Origin of the sequence: Cytobacillus solani (assembly GCF_006704205.1) — a bacterium.
In the GTDB taxonomy this organism is placed as follows: Bacteria; Bacillota; Bacilli; order Bacillales; family Cytobacillaceae; genus Cytobacillus; species Cytobacillus solani.
The window spans coordinates 79,688-100,125 of record NZ_CP041305.1; the positions used below are offsets into that span (position 1 = coordinate 79,688).

Annotated in this window: 19 protein-coding genes and 1 other annotated feature; of the genes, 5 read left to right on the forward strand and 14 right to left on the reverse strand. The window is 36.7% G+C overall.

Annotation, left to right across the window (positions count from 1 at the left end; all coding sequences use genetic code 11):
* Positions 1-38 precede the first annotated feature (38 nt).
* The 3 genes from FI644_RS00455 (at position 39) to FI644_RS27530 (ending at position 1,806) form a co-directional block, all read left to right on the forward strand.
* The gene (locus tag FI644_RS00455; protein ID WP_053475265.1) at positions 39-446 is read left to right on the forward strand and encodes a globin domain-containing protein; all 408 of its coding nucleotides are present in this window, start codon (positions 39-41) and stop codon (positions 444-446) included.
* Positions 443-1,330 (forward strand): ClpXP adapter SpxH family protein, encoded by an 888-nt coding sequence (locus FI644_RS00460; protein ID WP_053475264.1) that lies wholly within the window; start codon positions 443-445, stop codon positions 1,328-1,330. The genes FI644_RS00455 and FI644_RS00460 overlap by 4 nt, the downstream gene beginning before the upstream one ends.
* A 374-nt stretch (positions 1,331-1,704) precedes the next feature.
* Positions 1,705-1,806 carry a hypothetical protein gene (locus FI644_RS27530; RefSeq protein WP_501162001.1) on the forward strand — a complete coding sequence of 34 codons (102 nt, stop codon included), beginning with the start codon at positions 1,705-1,707 and terminating at the stop codon, positions 1,804-1,806.
* Between the two features lie 165 nt (positions 1,807-1,971).
* Here FI644_RS27530 and pepF read toward each other — a convergent pair whose 3' ends face one another.
* The 6 genes from pepF to FI644_RS00495 form a co-directional block, all read right to left on the reverse strand.
* Positions 1,972-3,789, reverse strand: coding sequence for an oligoendopeptidase F (gene pepF, locus FI644_RS00470; protein WP_142107854.1), 1,818 nt, complete (start codon positions 3,787-3,789; stop codon positions 1,972-1,974).
* A gap of 132 nt (positions 3,790-3,921) precedes the next feature.
* On the reverse strand, positions 3,922-5,118 hold the full coding sequence (locus FI644_RS00475) for a competence protein CoiA (protein ID WP_053475261.1): 1,197 nt from the start codon (positions 5,116-5,118) through the stop codon (positions 3,922-3,924).
* A gap of 95 nt (positions 5,119-5,213) precedes the next feature.
* Positions 5,214-6,731 (reverse strand): cardiolipin synthase, encoded by a 1,518-nt coding sequence (gene cls, locus FI644_RS00480; protein WP_053475260.1) that lies wholly within the window; start codon positions 6,729-6,731, stop codon positions 5,214-5,216.
* Between the two features lie 83 nt (positions 6,732-6,814).
* The gene (mecA, locus tag FI644_RS00485) at positions 6,815-7,477 is read right to left on the reverse strand and encodes an adaptor protein MecA (RefSeq protein ID WP_053475259.1); all 663 of its coding nucleotides are present in this window, start codon (positions 7,475-7,477) and stop codon (positions 6,815-6,817) included.
* A 392-nt stretch (positions 7,478-7,869) separates the two neighbouring features.
* A complete protein-coding gene (gene spxA / locus FI644_RS00490; RefSeq protein ID WP_053475258.1) occupies positions 7,870-8,265 on the reverse strand; it encodes a transcriptional regulator SpxA in 396 nt (131 codons plus the stop codon).
* Between the two features lie 337 nt (positions 8,266-8,602).
* On the reverse strand, positions 8,603-9,178 hold the full coding sequence (locus tag FI644_RS00495; protein WP_053475257.1) for a GNAT family N-acetyltransferase: 576 nt from the start codon (positions 9,176-9,178) through the stop codon (positions 8,603-8,605).
* A gap of 183 nt (positions 9,179-9,361) precedes the next feature.
* Between FI644_RS00495 and FI644_RS00500 the strand changes: the two genes are divergently transcribed.
* Positions 9,362-9,547 carry a hypothetical protein gene (locus FI644_RS00500; protein WP_053475256.1) on the forward strand — a complete coding sequence of 62 codons (186 nt, stop codon included), beginning with the start codon at positions 9,362-9,364 and terminating at the stop codon, positions 9,545-9,547.
* A 207-nt stretch (positions 9,548-9,754) separates the two neighbouring features.
* Here the strand turns inward: FI644_RS00500 and FI644_RS00505 are convergent, their stop codons facing one another.
* The 5 genes from FI644_RS00505 to FI644_RS00525 form a co-directional block, all read right to left on the reverse strand.
* Positions 9,755-10,690, reverse strand: coding sequence for an ABC transporter ATP-binding protein (locus FI644_RS00505; protein ID WP_053475255.1), 936 nt, complete (start codon positions 10,688-10,690; stop codon positions 9,755-9,757).
* A 2-nt stretch (positions 10,691-10,692) separates the two neighbouring features.
* A complete protein-coding gene (locus tag FI644_RS00510; protein WP_053475254.1) occupies positions 10,693-11,760 on the reverse strand; it encodes an ABC transporter ATP-binding protein in 1,068 nt (355 codons plus the stop codon).
* A gap of 139 nt (positions 11,761-11,899) precedes the next feature.
* Positions 11,900-12,817: an ABC transporter permease gene (locus FI644_RS00515; RefSeq protein ID WP_053475253.1), complete on the reverse strand. Its 918-nt coding sequence runs from the start codon at positions 12,815-12,817 to the stop codon at positions 11,900-11,902.
* A complete protein-coding gene (locus FI644_RS00520) occupies positions 12,818-13,753 on the reverse strand; it encodes an ABC transporter permease (RefSeq protein WP_053475252.1) in 936 nt (311 codons plus the stop codon).
* A 216-nt stretch (positions 13,754-13,969) separates the two neighbouring features.
* The gene (locus tag FI644_RS00525) at positions 13,970-15,616 is read right to left on the reverse strand and encodes a peptide ABC transporter substrate-binding protein (protein ID WP_053475251.1); all 1,647 of its coding nucleotides are present in this window, start codon (positions 15,614-15,616) and stop codon (positions 13,970-13,972) included.
* 574 nt (positions 15,617-16,190) lie between these two features.
* Positions 16,191-16,407: a binding site (T-box leader), on the forward strand.
* Positions 16,408-16,541: 134 nt separating this feature from the next.
* Here FI644_RS00525 and trpS point away from each other — a divergent pair.
* Positions 16,542-17,531, forward strand: coding sequence for a tryptophan--tRNA ligase (gene trpS / locus FI644_RS00530; protein ID WP_053475250.1), 990 nt, complete (start codon positions 16,542-16,544; stop codon positions 17,529-17,531).
* A gap of 30 nt (positions 17,532-17,561) precedes the next feature.
* Here trpS and FI644_RS00535 read toward each other — a convergent pair whose 3' ends face one another.
* The 3 genes from FI644_RS00535 to FI644_RS00545 all read right to left on the reverse strand — a co-directional run bounded on the left by FI644_RS00535 (position 17,562) and on the right by FI644_RS00545 (position 20,350).
* The gene (locus FI644_RS00535; RefSeq protein WP_053475249.1) at positions 17,562-18,308 is read right to left on the reverse strand and encodes a YjbA family protein; all 747 of its coding nucleotides are present in this window, start codon (positions 18,306-18,308) and stop codon (positions 17,562-17,564) included.
* 164 nt (positions 18,309-18,472) lie between these two features.
* Positions 18,473-19,387, reverse strand: coding sequence for an oligopeptide ABC transporter permease (gene opp4C / locus FI644_RS00540; protein WP_053475248.1), 915 nt, complete (start codon positions 19,385-19,387; stop codon positions 18,473-18,475).
* A 12-nt stretch (positions 19,388-19,399) separates the two neighbouring features.
* Positions 19,400-20,350, reverse strand: a complete 951-nt coding sequence (locus FI644_RS00545) for an ABC transporter permease (RefSeq protein ID WP_053475247.1) — start codon at positions 20,348-20,350, stop codon at positions 19,400-19,402.
* Between the last annotated feature and the right edge of the window lie 88 nt (positions 20,351-20,438).

The following is a 20,438-nucleotide window of genomic DNA, read 5'->3' on the forward strand; positions in this document are numbered from 1 at the left end:
TATGGAATGTCTTGCATTCCATAAAAAGGAGTATTAGTATGGTCGAGAAAATGAATACACCTTTCGATATCATCGGTGCGGATAAGCTTCACAAGCTTGTTGAGGCTTTTTATAATCGCGTTGGGCAGCACCCAGATCTTATTCCCATTTTCCCTAATAATCTTACAGAAACAGCTAGAAAACAAAAGCAATTTTTAACTCAATATTTAGGTGGCCCCCCCTTATATACAGCAGAACATGGACATCCTATGCTCCGTGCCAGGCACATGCCTTTTGAAATAACTGAAACAAGGGCGAAGGCTTGGCTGTCATGCATGAATGAAGCAATGGATGAAGTTGAACTCTTTGGACCAATAAGAGAAGATTTCTATGCACGACTCTTTTTAACTGCACAGCATATGGTTAATACATCTGAAAACGATATGATGAAAGGTGAGAACTTGTGAACAATCAGGAATCATTCAAATCAAAGTCGTCATCTCCTCACTGTCATGGCAATGAGAAGAAGCCGCTTGAATTGTACATGTTCATTGATCCTCTTTGTCCAGAGTGCTGGGCACTTGAACCAATTATTAAAAAACTAATGATTGAATACGGTCGTTACTTTTCCATTAAACATGTATTAAGCGGCAGGTTAGCGACATTAAATATGGCAAGAAAGCAAAACTATGAGAGTATGGCTGATCTTTGGGAAAAGACAGCAAGTCGAACAGGAATGTCATGTGATGGCAATCTATGGCTCGAGAATCCAATTTCTTCTCCACATCTTGCCTCCATTGCGATTAAAGCTGCCGAGCTTCAAGGAAGAAGAGCCGGCATCCGTTTTTTACGAAAGCTGCAAGAAGTTTTGTTTTTAGAAAAACAAAATGTTTCGAACTTAGATATTTTAACAAAGTGTGCAAAAACAGTTGGACTTGATGTCGATGAATTTATTTCTGATATTCATTCAGAAAGTGCATCAAGAGCCCTCCAATGTGATTTGAAAATCACTTCCGAAATGGAAGTTCAGGAAATTCCTACTCTTGTCTTCTTTAATGAACATATTGAGGAAGAAGGAATTAAGATTACTGGAAATTACCCATATGAAGTGTATGAACAAATCTTAGAGGAAATGTTAATGAAGAAGCCAGAACGATCTGTGCTTCCGCCGTTAGAGGTATTTTTACAATATTTTAAATTTGTTGCATCACAGGAGATTGCTGTTGTCTATAACCTAACAGTCAATGAAGTGGAAAAAGAAATGAAAAAGCTGCAATTAAAGCAAGTAGTTGAACAAATTCCCGTTAAATACGGAATGTTTTGGAAGTATAACGAATTAAATCAACCCTGACCTTTTAAATCAGATATATATATTATTTTCTTCAGAAAAAGACCATGCCTTCGTCAGCATGGTCTTTTTTCTTTTTATCGAACAAAGGGGATGGGAGAAATTTTTCACGGCCCAAACAAAGGGGTTAATGTTTGTTTGTGATCAACTTCATGTCATTACTATATCATTTTAATTTTTCATCGACAATAAGTTTGTGTGTTTCTTCACAAGATTGTCAAATCCATCGCATAAATCATGGACAAGCGCATACAATGTCATTAAACAGGACACTTCATTTTTGAGAGGAAGAGTGAAAGGTGAAAATGAAAAAGCTTACGATAGCCATGTTGATACTATTTATTCTTTTCTCCTTAGTACTAAATATTCTTGGCCTCATGAAACTATTTCCAATTTATATTAGTTCTCCTATCCTTTTTTTATCTGTATTTATTTTAATTACCTTTATTAACGATCAAAAAAAATTCAGGGGGTTTTAGAAATTGAAAAGCGAAGGCGACTGTACAGCCCTGACTAGCATAAGCCGAGCTGGATGGAAGGTCGTTCTTAAACCTTCTAGCCTGCATGGCTTATAACCTCGAGGAGTAGGAGCCACAGCTAGACAAAAAAGGAGAACGGAAGCAATCCGTTCTCCTTTTGTCCATTTAACCTAGCAGGTTTTCCATTTCAATTAATTTTTCCTCAAATACTTTACATGCATCCTCAATTGGTTTTGAGCTGGTCATATCTACTCCTGCTTTCTTTAATACCTCAATTGGGTAATCGGAGCTACCTGCTTTAAGAAATTCGATATATCGCTCTACCGCTGGGTTGCCTTCTTCTAAAATTTGTTTGCTTAGTGCTGTCGCTGCACTGAAGCCAGTTGCATACTGATAAACATAGTAATTGTAATAGAAATGCGGGATTCGAGACCACTCTAATCCAATTTCCTCATCAATAACAAGATCCTCTTCACCAAAATACTTCTTATTCAGCTCATAATATTCCTTTGTTAATGATTCAGCGGTTAACGCTTCATTATTTTGTACCTTCTGATAAATGAGATGCTCAAATTCTGCAAACATCGTTTGACGGAATACTGTTCCTCTAAAGCCTTCTAAATAATGATTTAGCAAGAATAAACGCTTCTTCTCATCATCGATCGTCTTCAGCAAATAATCATTAAGGAGCGATTCATTGCATGTGGACGCAACTTCAGCAACAAAAATCGAATAGTTTCCATACGGGTACGGCTGAGATTTCCTTGTATAGTAACTATGAACAGAATGGCCAAATTCATGTGCAAGGGTAAACAGATTGTTCACATTGTCCTGCCAGTTCATCAAAATATATGGGTTAGTTCCGTATGTTCCGGATGAGTAGGCACCGCTCCGCTTCCCTTTATTTTCATGGACATCCACCCAGCGATTATCAAAGCCTTCTTTTAGGACATTTAGATAGTCGTCCCCTAAAGGTGCTAATCCTTTTAATATTAATTCCTTTGCTTCATCATATTTCACTTCCATTTTCACATCTTTTACAAGAGGTGTATATAGGTCGTACATATGAAGCTCTTCTAAACCAAGTACTTTTTTACGCAGCTTGACATAGCGGTGTAATAGGTGAAGGTTATCGTTCACTGTTTTTACAAGATTATCATAGACAGATTCAGGAATATTATTAGCTGCAAGTGCGGCATGACGGGCAGAATCATAATTTCTTACTTTGGCATTAAAATTATTTGTTTTCACATTTCCGCTTAATGTACTTGCAAATGTATTGCGGAACTTGCCATATGTGTCATAGACAGCTTTGAACGCATCATGTCTTACTCGCTGATCATCGCTTTCAAGAAAGCGGATATAGCGCCCATGAGTAATCTCCACTTCCTCCCCATTTTCATCTGTAATAGACGGGAACTCAAGATCTGCATTATTTAGCATGCCGAACGTATTGCTTGATGCACCGAATACTTCAGAAGCTTGTGCAAGTAGACTTTCCGCCTCAGCAGATAAAACATGTGGACGCTGAAGATTAATTTCTTCCAACGAATGCTTGTAAACTTTCAGCTCTTCCTTTTCCTCTAAAAAGGCATTAATTTTCCCCTCATCAACAGCAAGTAGTTCTGGAACAATATAGGCAAGACTGCTTGCTGCTTTGGAGTATAAGCCTTTAATCCGGTCATCCATCCCCTGATAAAAGGAATTTGTTGTATCTTGGTCATAGCGCATATGTGCATATGTATAAAGCTTTGAGAGACGTTCTAAGAGGTGATCCTGATATTGAAGGGCTTCATACAATTGATTTGCACTTTCACCAAGTTTCCCTTGATACTGGCTTGCTTCTGGTACTAGAGCTTCTACTTCCTTGTATTCTTTATCCCATGCATCATCACTAGCAAAAATATCCTCCAGTTTCCATGTATCCTCTACAGAGATTTCACTTCTATTCGGAAGTTTTTTAACTGCTGTTTCGTTAGCCATTTTCTTATCCTCCATTCAACATTTCGTCATTCGAAAAAAATCCTCATTTGTTTATTTCTATCCTTACGTACAAAATCCTCCTTTTAATAGAAATTCACCTCCTCCTATTGTATTCAAAAGAGACGATTTCCATTATTGTAACTTATTTAAGTGTTTATAGATTATTTTTCCATATTCCTGATAAAAATCCGTTTGCATTTTTTCCTGCTCCGCATAGGTTTCAGCATATCGATTCCTTACTACTTGAAAATAATAATGATCAACCACCTTCAAATAATTTACTTTAACAAGCAGTTGGATATACTCTTTAACAGCTTCTAAATCATTGCCCTTTTTTACTAAAGGAAGCGTTCTAATTTGAATATCCCCTTTTTGCATTCTTTTTCTAAAAACATGAACAACTTCCTTCATCGAAAATGGCCGTCGATGGTGAAAAACATCCATTAATAAATAGCTTTGCCACTTTAGGACAGATGTTTCAATAAAAGGTGCATTGGTAACAGGAAGGCCGATTTCTGGTGGTAAAAGGGCTGGAATGAGGGAGTGTTTGTATAAATCCTGGAGGAATTTATTCTGAGAGGTTCCATATAGGGGACTAATATTTTTTTCCTTTCTGATTTCAATTTGCCAATCATTAAGTCTAACTTGTTGTTTCCAGCTCGGATTCAGCAAATCGATTAATTGAGCCTTATCCAGATCAATGATCGAAAATTTCGTAATGACATTTTTCACTGTAACAGGAAGAATGGAATGTAGGGTAATGAGGGTTTTGGTGTCAGGACAGAAGGACGGCATATGCCATTGCTCTGTAGAAGATTTAGAGAGAAATAAATAATCAAAGCTTGATAATGCTGCTTTATTGCTTCCTTTTCGTTTTATATTTTTTCCGGATATGATCCAAATCGGGGTTATGTTTGCTTGTAAATAATTATTTGTTCTTTTCACAAATAATTCTTCTGGAATGACTGAACATTGGTATTCGATTGCATATTGGACATCTTCATAAACAAAACTAATATCTGGCCGCTGGGAAAATTCTTGCCTGTAAGGCTCAAGTTTCGGCTTCAAACCTAATGAATCCAACCATTTATACAAGAGAAGTTTTCCTCTTAAATGGTAGTCTGATTCTCTCTCATAGCTTTCAGCACACACACTTCTAGCTTTATGAGCAAAATGAGCAATCCTTTTCGAACCGATTTTTAAAATCACCTGTTCGCCACATTCCGGGCAAAAGAAAATCTCCTTTCTTCTTATTTCCTTTAGCATTTCTTGGTTATGCTTCTCAGCCAAACTAACCCATTCGCCCTGTCTCGTCTTTGAAACAAGCAAAATCTCATCTCCTTTCTTTTATTATTTATTCATTCGACGAGAAATGACAAATACCTTTTAATTATTAAAAAACCTAGCCCAAAATGGACTAGGTTCTATAAAAACGGGGATAGCAATCTTGATGTTGATTCAATCATACGGTATCCAATATGTCTTCGCTTAAATTTATTAATATCTATTTTCCTTGAATTTTTCAGGTCATTTATATATTCTTTTACAAGCTTTTGGGTACTTCTTGTTCGATATAAAAATGCATTTACTTCAAAATTCAAATGAAAACTTCTCATATCCATATTAGATGTACCGATGGATGCCAATTCCTCATCAACAATGACAATTTTACTATGCATGAAGCCTTTTTTATATTCATATATTTTCACGCCTGCCTCCAGCAGCTCTGGAAAATAAGATCTTGAAGCATAGAATACAATTTTCTTATCTGGCCTTTGCGGCATAAGCAAACGAACATCAATTCCACTTAGTGCGGCTACCTTTAAAGCAGAAAAAATATCTTCATCCGGAATAAAATATGGAGAGGCAATCCATACTGATTTTTCTGCAGAAGTAATCATGGAAAAGAAGATATTTTTGATGACGCTCCATTCATTATCTGGTCCCCCAGCAACTAATTGAACCCCGCCATGAATATTCTCTTCCAATACAGGGGACAAATAGTCAGCAGATAAAATGTTTTGATTCGTCATATAATACCAATCCTGCAGAAAAATCAATTGAAGGCTTCTAACAGCTTCCCCTTTCATCATCATATGGGTATCACGCCAGAAACCAAAGCTCTCAACGCGACCTAAATATTCATCCCCAATATTCAACCCGCCAACAAAGCCGATACTTCCATCGATCACGATAATTTTACGATGATTGCGGAAATTAATCTTACTGTTTAGGAAAGGCAACCGGACGGGACCAAATGGAATCATTTCCACTCCAGCCTGCCTAAGTTCGGAAATGTATTTTTTGGATAATTGCAAAGACCCAACGGCATCAAATAGGAATCTTACCTTCACCCCTTCTTTTACCTTTTGAATGAGAATCTCCTTTATTTCCTGACCAATATGATCATGACGGACGATATAATATTCCAAATGGATATGGTGAGTGGCACTTTTTAATGACTCCAATATTTCATGGAACGTTTCGTCTCCATTTGTAAGCACTTGCGTTTGGGTAGCGAATGATATAGGACTATGTCCTAAGTTCTGTGCTAGATAGAATAATTTCCGCTGATGATCTGCCAATTGCTTAATTTTCTCTTCATTAATCAGATCATGTTCGCCTTCAAATCGTAAAAATGCCTGCTTATCAAGAATATATTTTTGTCTAAACATTTTCTCTTTTTTATAATTTCGGCCGAATAAAAGATAAAAGATAAATCCGACTAACGGAAAGCTGCCTAAAACAACTAACCAAGTTAATGTTTGTGCGGGATGACGATTTTCTAGGAAGATGACGAAAGCAATAAAAATTACTGACATCGACATTAATAAACTTATATAGCCTAAATATCCGCCTGATGGATTTACATAGAGATCATATACAAAAATAAATCCAACTAAAAGGCTAATAAATAAACCGATTCTTACTGTATTTTTCACCTTTGCACCTACTATCAACAATTCTTTCTTTTTCTATTTTCGCAAAAAAACCCGATTTCAAAAATTGAAATCGGCTTTTCTAATTAAAAATACTTTCTTATTTGTTCAAACACGTTTTCATCCATAATTTGAGTCCCGTATTCTTCTATAAAATGAATGGTTCTCTGTGTTTCAAGACCGTATTCCAATAGAATTGATAATAAATTATCAATATCTTCTTCTTCAAATTCCTCTTCAGGAAATTCAACAAATAAATAATATTTACCTTCAAAAGAGTATAATTTCGTAGGAATGTTGTCTAGTCCTCCACGTTTGGAAAGGGAGATAAGATCTTCAAAATCGGCGAACGTTAGAAGAAAGTCTAGATTTTCTTCGTAGTCTAATTCACTTTCTTCCATATTCGGATTAAAATGCTGGTCTAGAAGATCTTCAATCCGCTCGTCTACTGGAAGATGATTTAACTTTTCATCAGATACAGGAAGCTCTAGCTTTTGACCATCTTTAGAAAGCTGTGCTTTTGTAACTAAAATTTCTAAGCCCTTATCTAGTGCTTGAACTTGAATCCATAGCGGACCTTCTACAGAAAATTCTTCTTCCTGGTGAACTTCATCCATCATTTCCCAAAAAAGCTCTTCACTTCGTTCACGATTATACCATATTTCATCGCGTTCAAAGCCTCTTTCTTCTATATCAACGTATGAAATATAAAATTTAACTGTATGATCGTTAATACGCTCGATTTCCATATTGCAACTCTCCCTTCTGGAAATTGTTACTGCCTCTATAGTAAAGAGAAGCACTTGAAGGGAATATTCCCCCATATATACGTTTGTTAATTCTCATTCCGATATACGGTTATCCCTTTATAAGAAGGTAATTGATATTGCACCTTGTACATTTATTTTATGACAAAAAGAGTATAAAGGGAATGAAAATGTCACAACTTTATAAAAACCATTATATGCCCATATAATTTCTTGTATTTTATCAAAGTTTCAGCTCTTTCACAAATTAAAAACTTATCTAAAATTAAAAAGACCTTCCATCCGCAGAAAGAAGGCCTATTTTATACTAGATAGAAAGTAATCTTATTACTTAAGAAAACAATCTAGATAAATTAAGCTAAGCTATTTAGTTACTAATTGACTAAGCGCTGTGCCTCACGAAGCTGAAATGTACGAACTTTTCTTGGAAGGAATCGTCTAATTTCATCCTCATTATATCCAACCTGCAAACGTTTTTCATCAAGAATGATTGGGCGACGAAGCAAACCTGGATTTTCCTTAATTAACTCAAAAAGGTTTTGCAATGGCATTGCCTCTAAGTTCACATCAAGTTTTTGAAATATTTTTGAACGTGTTGAAATAATCTCATCTGTTCCATCTTCAGTCATGCGAAGAATTTCTTTAATTTCCTCAATCGAAAGTGGTTCTGAAAAAATATTTCTTTCTTTATAAGGGATATCATGCTCTTCCAGCCATGATTTTGCTTTTCTGCAAGATGTACAACTTGGTGAAGTGTATAATGTGACCATTTTACAATTTCACTCCTTTATTATTGACATATCTAATCACAATATATAGAATTTGGTTTGTTTATGAATGAACATACGAGCTAATCTTAAATTAAAATTACTTTAATTAAGTAATTTATATTGAGTATTATACACCAGATCCAGCTAATTTGGTATATGTTTTTCAATTATCGAGAAGCTGTCCCATTATCATGATTCAAATGTTCATTTTGTAATCCTATAATATAAGACGAATGAGGAGATGAAAAGTTTCATTTTTTTCATAAAAATTTTTAACTTTCTCAAGCAGGTTGATAAATGCAAACATAACATTCAAGAGAACAGCTGTGAGAGAGTCTTAGATTTCATCTAATATATTATTTGTATCTTTATCTTCTTCGAAAGTCAGTACTTCATCAACAGGCTGATACGATTCTCCATAAAAATGGGTATCACGATACGTATGAATCATTTCATATGTTTTTTGCATAGCGCTAAAAACTAGTTCTTCACTTTCATTATTCGGTGCCCAATAGAGAATTTCCATTTCATTGATTTCCTTTGTTGCGAGTGAACGTCTTCTGTAACCAATCGAACTCGCATGTTCAAACCCTTCTTTCTTGTAAAAGCGCAGCCTTTTTTCCGTGTCTGTATCCTCATAATCAACTGGCTCCACTTCCAAAATAATTGGTTTTTGCTTTTTCTTAAGCATCTCTAATAGCTTATGGCCAAGTCCCTGTCCTCGTGATTCTTTAGATACGTACAAGTAATCAATAAATACAAAATTATCAAGCTCTGCATACATGAGAACATGATAGGGTCCTTCATCCTTATGATATATGTCAGGACGATCCTTTAAAAGTGTCTCCATATGCTCTTTTGATTTCATTTCTTCTACAGGAAAATATTGATTTAGCTTTTCATACCAATTCATGTTTCGGCTCCTTTTTGTCAGTAATTTACATCTTAATAATTTAACATACGAAAAATTCATAATCAAATGAGCGAATCATTATTTTCCCCTTTAAATACTTGGGAACATCTACTACAATAAGAGTAGAGGTTATACATTCTTAATCCAGATGAATGCTGTAAAATAGAATGATGGGGGTTTATCATGGGAGGATACATATTCGATTTAACAGTTGTTGCTCTACTTATAATTGGATTAACTGCTACATTAGGTGTTCTTACGAATGGGATAGGCGAAAAGCTCTTCAGTGGAAAAAAAGGGTCTGAATTTGTTGATCAATCTTTAAAGATTCAGACTGGCTGGAAGCAAGTTGGAGGAAAAAGGAAATAGATTGTTTGGAGATGCTACTGTCCGTTAGCATCTCTTTTTTATTCTATAAAATAGAAAAGCGGAGCAGACTGTACAGCCCCGACAAGCATTAGACAAGCTGGATGGAAGGTCGATCTTAAATCTGCTAGCAAACTTGACTTAGACTAAAGAGGGGTTAGGAGCAGCAGTTAGACAAAAAAAACGATCTCACTCAAGAGATCGCTTCTTTTATTTCACATATTGCGCTTTAAAGGTTTGTGCTTCCTTTTCAGAACAATAAACATAATGACCCGGTACAATTTCGCGCATTTCAACTTGTTCCTTATCGCTATAATTATGAACTTTCGGATCATAAGACACACGCTTACGTGTACGCTCCGTATCTGGATCTGGAAGTGGAATAGCTGATAACAATGATTGTGTATATAGGTGCATTGGATTGTTATATAAATCTTCAGCCGAAGCAAGTTCAACTAACTTTCCGAAATACATTACACCGATACGATCACTAATATATTTTACCATTGAAAGGTCATGGGCAATAAATAAATATGTTAGACCTTTTTCACGTTGCAGCTTTTTCATTAAGTTGACAACCTGTGCCTGAATGGATACATCAAGTGCTGAAATTGGCTCATCGGCAATAATGAAATCTGGATCCACCGCTAGTGCACGGGCAATCCCAATACGCTGTCTTTGACCGCCTGAAAATTCATGCGGATAACGGTTAGCATGTTCCTTATTTAACCCAACAGTTTCTAACAGTTCATAAACCTTTTCAATCCGTTCTTTCTTATCTTTTGCAAGTCCATGAATATCAATGCCCTCGGCAATAATATCTGCAACAGTCATTCTTGGATTTAGAGAGGCATAAGGATCTTGGAAAATCATTTGCATTTTTCGATTGAATTTCTTCAGTTCCTTTGCTGATTTTTTTCCGTGAACGTCTTCTCCATTGAAAAGGACTTGACCATCCGTTGCATCGTAAAGGCGTATAATCGTACGGCCGGTAGTAGATTTTCCACATCCGGATTCGCCTACAAGACCAAGTGTTTCACCTTTATATATATCAAACGTAATTCCATCAACAGCTTTTACTGTATTGCCTTTGCCAACATTAAAATGCTGCTTTAAATTCTTAATTTCTAATAATTTTTCAGCCATGTTTATTTACCCTCCTTCATAAGGACAGCTTGATCAAATGTAGAGGATAATTGACGCATGCGCTTTTTCACAGCTTCTGGCGGCTCAACCTTTGGTGCATCTGGATGGAGAAGCCAAGTTTTTGCAAAATGAGTTTCAGAGATTTGATACATCGGTGGTTCTTCTTCAAAATCAATGGCAAGTGCATATTGATTTCTAGCTGCAAACGCATCGCCCTTAGGGGGGTTAGTTAAATCTGGTGGTGTACCAGGAATTGCAGCAAGATCTGCCTTATTATCATTATCCAAACTAGGCATGGAAGCTAATAATCCCCATGTGTAAGGATGACGCGGATCATAGAAAATTTCATCGACCGTACCCATCTCAACAATTTGTCCTGCATACATTACTGCTACACGGTCAGCAACGTTTGCAACAACACCAAGGTCATGAGTAATGAAAATAATCGATGTGTCCATTTTGCTTTGCAAATCTTTCATTAAGTCAAGAATTTGTGCCTGAATAGTAACATCCAATGCGGTTGTAGGCTCATCAGCAATTAAGAGCTTAGGATTGGCTGCAAGCGCAATCGCAATCATTGCACGCTGCCTCATACCACCTGAAAACTCATGCGGATATTGATTGACACGTCTTTCTGGCATTGGAATACCAACTAGATTAAGCAGTTCCACTGCACGTGTTTTTGCGGCTTGCTTAGACATATTTTGATGCTTAATTAAGCCTTCCATAATTTGAGTCCCGATTTTCATAGTTGGGTTCAAAGAAGTCATCGGATCTTGGAAGATCATGCTGATTTCTTTTCCACGAATTTTTTCCATTTGTTTTTCTGTTTTAGGAACAATATCGTCTCCGTTGAAAAGAATTTGACCGCCTGTAATTTTGCCAGGTGGCATTGGTATTAATTTCATAATCGTCTGGGAGGTCACACTCTTACCAGACCCTGATTCACCAACAATGGCTAGTGTCTCTCCTTTATGAAGGTCAAAGCTTACTCCACGAACCGCTTTTACTGATCCTCCATATGTTTGGAATGAGACTTCTAAATCTTTTACTTCAAGTATTTTTTCCATATTCTCACTCCCTTTTCAAGCTACGGCGTCTAGGGTCTCGAGGGCTTAAGTCAATCTGTCAGGAAGAAGAAAGAACAGTCTTCATGTCAGCTTGCTTTAAGCTTGTCGCCCCTAACCAAGCCGCCTCCGCATTCCATCATTATTTGCGAAGTCTTGGGTCTAATGCGTCACGTAAGCCATCTCCAACAACATTAAACGCAAAAATCGTTAAACTGATAAAGATAGCAGGGAAAAATAGACGCCATGGATAATATCGGATAGCTGGCAACCCATCATTTGCCATTGTTCCCCAGCTGGCAAGCGGCGGTGTTAAACCTAACCCGATAAAGCTTAAGAATGCTTCAGTGAAAATGGCATTTGGAATTGTTAATGTCATCGTAACAAGAATTGGTGCCATTGAGTTTGGAATTAAGTGTTTTGCCATAATTCGACTCGTATTTGCACCGAGTGTTTTTGCTGCTAGTACATACTCTTGACTCTTTAATGATAATACCTGTCCGCGAACAATCCGAGCCATATTGATCCATCCTGTGATGGTCATTGCTAGAATCATTGTCCCTAATCCTTGTCCAAGGACGACCATTAATAAGATTACTAATAGTAGGTAAGGAACTCCGTAAAGAACATCTGCAAAACGCATCATCATTTCGTCTGTACGGCCGCCTTTATAGCCTGAGATACCGCCCCATAATACACCGATGAATAAATCGATCAGTGCAGCAGCAACCCCAATAAAGATCGAAATTCGTGCACCTTCCCAAGTACGGGCGAAAACATCACGTCCAAGATCATCTGTACCAAACCAGTGCTCAGAAGATGGTTCTTGGTTTTTATTCGTTAAATCATTCGTTGCATAATCATATTCAGTCATATATGGTCCAAAGATTGCCATAAAGATTAATATAGCTAATAATACTAATCCAAACATAGCAAGCTTGTTTTTTCGGAATCGGATAAATACGTCTTTCCAGAACGAAAGACTTGGTTTTGAAATTTTTTCAGCTTCTGAAATTTTAGTACCAACGAGTTGAAATTTATCTTTCGAAATCTGCATAATTTACTCTCCTTTCTTCCCACCAGCAAGTTTGATGCGCGGGTCGATGATTCCGTATGCTATGTCAACAAGGAGAATAGATGCGAGCAATATAATACTATAGAACACGGTCACACCCATAATAACCGTATAATCACGGTTGGTAATACTAGTAACAAAGTGAGCACCTAATCCAGGGATACCAAAGATTCTTTCAATAACGAAACTTCCTGTTAAAATCCCTGCAGTTAATGGCCCCATATACGTTACGACAGGTAAAAGTGCATTACGGATCGCGTGCTTTACAGTAATAACCCCTTGGCTAAGACCTTTTGCCTTCGCTGTTTTGATATAATCATTGCTCATTACTTCTAACATACTTGAACGTGTTAAACGGGCAATAAATGCCATCGGTGTTGAAGCTAATGCCAGTGCTGGCAGAATGGTATGCATAAATGTTTCAAAACGTGCTACAGGGAAGATCCCCATTTTAATCGCAAGAAAATATTGTAAAAAGGTTGCCATAATAAAGGATGGTACCGAAATACCCGCTACTGCAATAATCATTGCCGTGTAATCCTGCCATTTATTATGCTTTAGTGCAGCAATAATTCCTAAAATGAGACCAAAAGCAACTGCTAGTAAAATTGCTTCCATACCAAGAATGAATGATACAGGAAAACCTTCACTAATTAGATCATTAACTGTTTGGCTTTTATACTTAAATGACGGACCAAAATCCCATTTCACTACCTTTAATAAATAGTCCCCGTATTGTGCGTACCAAGGCTTATCCAAGCCATAATGAGCATTCAGATTCGCTTCAATTTCGGGAGGCAGCTGTTTCTCAGATGTAAATGGGTTTCCCGGTGCAATGCGCATGAAGAAAAACGTCGCTGTAATGATCAACCAAAGTGAGATGAGCATGTACAGTAAGCGCTTTCCAATATATTTTGCCATTGACAAACACCTCCTATTTAATACGAAAAGCATAGAGCACACAATAATTGACAACTAGCATAAGTCAATTCCTTACAAAAGGTGTACTTTCCTTTGGAAAGGAATTAGCTTATGCACTCGAGCCATTGTCGCTCAGTGCTAGACAGTTTCTCTAAAGCCGAAACGAAGGTATACGGGTCATTAGTGTCCCATATACCTTTCGTTTATTAGCTATTTTTATTCAAAATGTGCCCATTTGTACTGAACATCACCAAGACCAGAAACAACTACATCTTTTAAGTTCTCAGCTTGTACCCAGTTGTTTGTATAGAAATAGATTGGTAATACTGGCATATCTTCCATGAATATTGCTTCAGCATCTTTTAACATTTGTTGACGAGCATCATGATCGCCTTCAGTTGCAGATTTAGCAAGTAAATCTTGGAATTCTTTGCTTTCCCAACCTGTATCGTTGTTACCGCCTTCAGCGTCACGGTACATTTCTAGGAAGTTAATTGCATCGTTAAAGTCACCTAACCAGCCCATACGAGCTACTTGATAATCTAATGAATGTACTTTATCTAGGTAAACAGCCCACTCTTGGTTTTCAAGAGTTACTTCAATACCAAGGTTTTTCTTCCACATATCTTGGATTGCTTGAGCAATCTTTTGGTGTGCCTCAGATGTGTTGTAAGAAAGCACGATAGCTGGAAGCTCAGAAGCTTCTTTGTAACCAAGCTCTTCTAACCCTTTTTGTAAAAATTCTTTTGCTTTTTCAACGTCATTATCAGGGAAGTATCCTTTTTCGTTTTCAGGGAACATTGACGGCGGTACGATACCCATAGCCGGTAATTGCTCACCTTGTAGAATATTGTCAATTACTTCTTGACGGTTGATTGCATGTGCTAAAGCTTTACGAATATTTACGTTTGCTGTTGGTCCTTCAGTTGTATTGAACTTATAGTTGTAAATACCTGCAATTGATTTAGTAACTAAACGGCCTTCATCTTTAAGTGCTTGCATTGCATCAGTTGGAAGTGCGCCAGTTGGAGCACCAGCCCAATCAAGCTCGCCATTATCAAACATAGATAATTCTGTATTTGGATCGTTAATCATAATCATTTCAATGTTAGTTAATTTTACAGTGTCTGCATCCCAATATTTTTCATTCTTTTCAAGAAGAATTTTATCGCTGTGAGACCATTCAGTCATAACGAAAGGACCGTTAGATGTATAGTTTTCACCAGCATCGTTAGCCCAATCAGGATTTGCTTCAGCAATTTTGCTGTTGATTGGCAGATAAGTATAGAATGCTGTTAATTCTAAGAAGAATGGAGTTGGGTTTGCTAATGTAACTTCAAGTGTTTTGTCATCTTTTGCAACAACACCTACAGCATCAAGAGATCCACCGTTAAGGTTTGCATCCTCAGCACCTTGAATATAGTAAAGCTGATATGCATACTCTGATTGGTTATTTGGATCTAATGCCCATTTCCAAGCATATTCAAAATCTTTAGCAGTTACAGGGTCACCATTAGACCAAGTTGCATCACGTAAAGTGAACGTGTAAACTTTTTGGTCTTCGGAAATGTCAATTTTTTCTGCTGCTGCTTCATGAGGTTGTCCATCTTCACCAATACGTGTTAACCCTTCGAATGTTTGACGAAGAACCGTACCGGAAGTAGCATCTTTCGCTAATCCTGGGTGTAAAGAAGGTGGTTCAGTGTTAATATTAACACTTAATTCTTGCGGAACATCAGATTTTCCAGCGTCTTTGTCGCCGCCCTTTTCGCCGCTGCCCGTATCGCCTTTGCCGCCACAAGCTGCAAGGAACATGCTAAGAACTAGCAACATACTAAAAAAGATCGATAGTCTTTTTTTCACGGATGAAACCCCCTATATATATTTACCCAAACGTTCTCTACATTTTTCTCTACGAAATACAACTGTACGCTCCAGGTATATTACTCAAATAGTCTGTAAATTTAGAGTGAAAAAATAAGCAGAATATCTGCTAGTAATTCAAAAAGCAAGTTTTTCTCGCCTCTAAGCAAATACGATATTGTACATGCTTTTTAACAAGCGGCAACTTACTCTTATTCTACTATAATAAATACCCCAAAATTCGAGTTGTTATTTTTTCGTAAAACTTGTAACAATTTCGTAAAGAATTCGTTTGTTAGGTTTATTATAAATAGTTTAAAAATTTATTGCAAGTAGGTTTTCTCTGTTATATATCAATCTAGTAATCCTAATTTTATAAAAATACTTGTAAAATAAGTGTTTCATAGACCTAAAAAAATTTTTGATTTCGTCAATTTTCGAGTTTTTTTGCATATTTTTGAATAATAATTTAAAAAAATTCGGTTTAATTTTGTGATAAATTTACTATCTTTTTTTTATGAAAATCTTGATTTTCATACCCATTTACTATAATATTACACTTAATATAATAAAAGCAATGGCTATGATAAAGAGTAGTACATTTATTTTTGGTTCCTAGAGAGCTTGTGGTGGGTGCAAACAAGTAACCAAGTAAATCGAATGGACTTTTGAGCCTTCTGTCAAAGACGTACCCTCACGTTATAGGGGTTCCATGTATATCATATGCATGGTTTCGAGTGACTCAAATACTTGAGTAATTAGGGTGGCAACGCGGACCATTCGTCCCTATTTTTTTAGGGGCGAATGGTCTTTTTTGTGTTTATTTTCTGTCAACCATGTTCAACTTATATGAAAGAAACACTTCTTTTACCCGATCGTCCATTTATTAAATGCCTTTATCAGCCAACAATTAGGAGGAAAGTTAATGAAAACAATATTTTCTGGCATCCAGCCAAGCGGAACTATTACACTTGGTAATTATATAGGTGCCCTTAAGCAATTCGTTGATTTACAAAATGAATATAATTGTTATTTTTGTATTGTCGACCAGCATGCCATCACTGTACCGCAGGACAAACTTGAATTGAGAAAAAACATCCGCAGCCTTGCAGCACTATATTTAGCTGTTGGGATTGATCCTGAGAAGGCAACTCTCTTTATTCAGTCTGAGGTTCCTGCTCATGCTCAAGCCGGATGGATGATGCAATGTATTTCATATATCGGTGAGCTCGAAAGAATGACCCAATTTAAAGATAAATCTGCGGGCAAAGATGCTGTTTCAGCAGCTCTTTTAACTTACCCGCCATTAATGGTTGCTGACATTTTGTTATATAATACAGATCTCGTACCCGTGGGTGAAGATCAAAAGCAGCATATTGAATTAACACGTGATTTGGCAGAAAGATTCAATAAAAAGTATAACGACATCTTTACAATTCCTGACGTACGCATTCCTAAAGTTGGCGCCCGAATTATGTCCCTCCAAGAGCCAACAAAGAAAATGAGCAAATCTGATCCTAACACAAAAGCGTCTATTCGCTTGCTCGATGATCTAAAGCAAATTGAGAAGAAAATTAAGAGTGCTGTAACAGATTCGGAAGGCATTGTAAAATATGATAAAGAAAACAAACCAGGTGTTTCTAACCTTCTATCTATTTATTCGATTTTCTCAGGAAAAGAGATTAGTGAAATTGAAAAGATGTATGAAGGAAAAGGTTATGGAGATTTTAAAGCTGATTTAGCAGAAGTAGTTATAAATGAAATCAAACCAATTCAAGATAAATATACAGAACTTATGCAGTCAAGTGAACTTGATGAAATCCTTGACCGAGGTGCTGAAAAAGCGCAAGCAGTTGCAAATAAAATGCTGAAAAAGATGGAAAATGCGATGGGGTTGGGGAGAAAACGGAGGTAATTAAAAAAGGAGCTAATTTTAGCTCCTTTTTTAATTTACTTTCGGTCCATGCTCCATTTCCCATAATTTCTCAAAAAATGGCTGACCTTTTATTAGGTTTTCACAAAATTGTTCATGCTTGCTTGTCCATCCGTATTTACTCTGATCGAATAAATGAAGCCAAGCCTCTTCAAAATCCATTTGTTGAATTTCATTATAAAATTCTGGACTCCATTCCGTATACCAATAACGCACTTCTGCAACATTTTTTGAAGAATACAATTGATCAAGTGCCATAAACATTAATTGTTTTAACTGTCTTTCTTTTCTTGTTAATCCATTCATAAGCTCTGGTGAAGGTGAAAGAATATGAAAGTCTTTTAATATCCTTTGATCATTGAAAGAATAAGTAATTTCATCATGATTTTCTAGCATTTCATAAGCAAGCTGTTCTTGCCGTGGAATTAACCTGCTCTTCCGAATCGGAATATTATAACCAATCGTATCAACTGCTAATATTCCTACTCCATCAGATACAACGAAACAATATTCCAGTTGAACACGTTCATGGTTTTTTCGCAAATAAGCTTTTTGATAGATGTCATCTAAAAGTTGTTGAGGAAGCTCTGATAAATCATTTTCAATGTAATTAAATAAAATGGGATCAATTTTTATTAGTGGTACTTGATCAAGTAATTCTACACCGTCGTCTTTACGCCATTCATGAAAGTGACAAACATTATAGCCATTTTCTTCACCTTCAAACCAGTTCACCCAAACATCATGAAGATATAACATCTTTTAACCCCCACTTCAACAAACTATTTGTCATTAAGTATGGGCAGTCAGCAGTAAAATTATTCCTACATTAGTAGATGGATATTTACTTATCAACTTTAACAATTGTTTACAAAAAAAAGCCTCCATGAATGAATTGACTTCAGGAGACTTTTTTCTTTATTTTAATCTAGTGATTTAGGATCTAATGCGTCACGAAGACCATCACCAATAAAATTGAAGGAAAGAACTGTTAGTAAAATGAGCAATCCTGGGAAGAACGGATACCATGGCGCGGTTAACATAACCGTGTAGTTTTGTGCATCCTGAAGCATATTCCCCCAGGTCGGTGTAGGCGGTGAAATCCCTAGCCCAAAATAACTTAGGGCTGCTTCTGCTAAGATAACACTACCGATTAGCAAGGTAGCGGATACAATGATTGGGCCCATTGCATTCGGTAAAATATGACTGAAAATAATCTTGTAAGACTTTGTACCAATCGTTTTTGAAGCAAGGACGAATTCTCTTGACCTTAGAGTCAAAAATTCTCCCCTCACAAGACGCGCTGTGCTTGTCCAGCTTGTTAATGCAAAAATAAGGATAAGATTTCCTACACTCGGTTTAAAAATTGTTACCACTGTAATTAAAAGAAAGAAACTAGGTATAGATATTACAATATCAACAACCCTCATGAGAATAGCATCAATGATCCCACCGTAGTACCCCGCCAGTGCGCCAATTGAAACTCCAACAATCAGGGCTCCCAACACGGCTCCAAAGCCAACAAGTAAAGAAACTCGTCCACCATAGAGTAGTCTTGTAAATATGTCCCTGCCATAACGATCCGTTCCAAGCCAGTATTCACTACTCGGCGGTTTAAGCTTGTCTATTAAATTTTGCTGTTCATAACTGTACGGCGCAATGAGCGGAGCGAATACTGCGGCCATAATAATAATGAACAAAATAATTGACCCTACTACAGCAAGTTTATTTTTTAAAAATTTCCGGAAAAATATTCTCGTTAATGTATCGGGTTTTTCCTTTAAATGGGGGTTTAGTTGTAATTCTTCTTGTGAAATTTCCACATTGCTTTGTGACATAGCTACCCCTCCTTAATATTCAATACGCGGATCAAATATCGCGTATAAAATATCTGCTAATAGATTTCCAATAACTACAAAGATGGCTGAAACAACAGTTAATGCCATTATAACCGGGTAATCTCTCTGAAAAGCAGAGTCAATGAATAAGGAACCAATCCCTGGCCATGCAAATATTTTTTCAGTAATCGCAGCTCCACCAATAAAAGAAGGAAGCATTAATCCGAATAAAGTAACAATCGGAATCATTCCATTCCTTAAACCATGCTTCAGAACTACCTTCTTCTCTTTAAAGCCTTTTGACAATGCGGTCCGGATATAATCCTGCTTTAACACGTCCAGCATCGAGGATCGTGTATAACGTGTTAATGCAGCCATATCTGCCGTTGCTAGTACGATTGCAGGTAGGATTAAATGATGAATCCGATCCCAAATACTAAACGGGGCATTTAATGTTGATACCCCTCCTGTTGGAAACCAGCCAAGATTGACGGAAAATAACATAATTAGCATTAATCCAAACCAGAAGTTTGGTGTTGCAATTCCTAAGAATGAACCTACCGTTACCGTATAATCGAGTTTGGAATAGGGTCGCATCGCAGAATATATCCCAAAAGGGATTGCTATTAACGCTGCTAACAAGGTTGACACGATCATTAATAATAACGTATTTGGCAGCCTATTCATGATAAGCTCACTTACAGGTACTCCGCGCTTGATTAATGAGTTTCCAAAATCACCCTTTGCCATATTGCCAAGCCACTTGAAATATTGAACATGCACAGGATCATTCAATCCATATTTCTCTTCAAACTTCTCTCGATCAGATGGTTTCATAGTAGGGTCCATTAGCATAGATACCGGTCCGCCTGGTGCTGCCTTAATAATCGCAAAGGATAATATGGTAATTCCTAATAACAAGGGAATAGCCATTAATGTTCGCCGAAAAATGTATGAGGCCATCGTCTATTCTCCCTCTCAATGTATTCATTTTATTCAAAATACATGGCTAACAAAACTAACCAGTAGAATTTTCAGTATTTAATAAAAA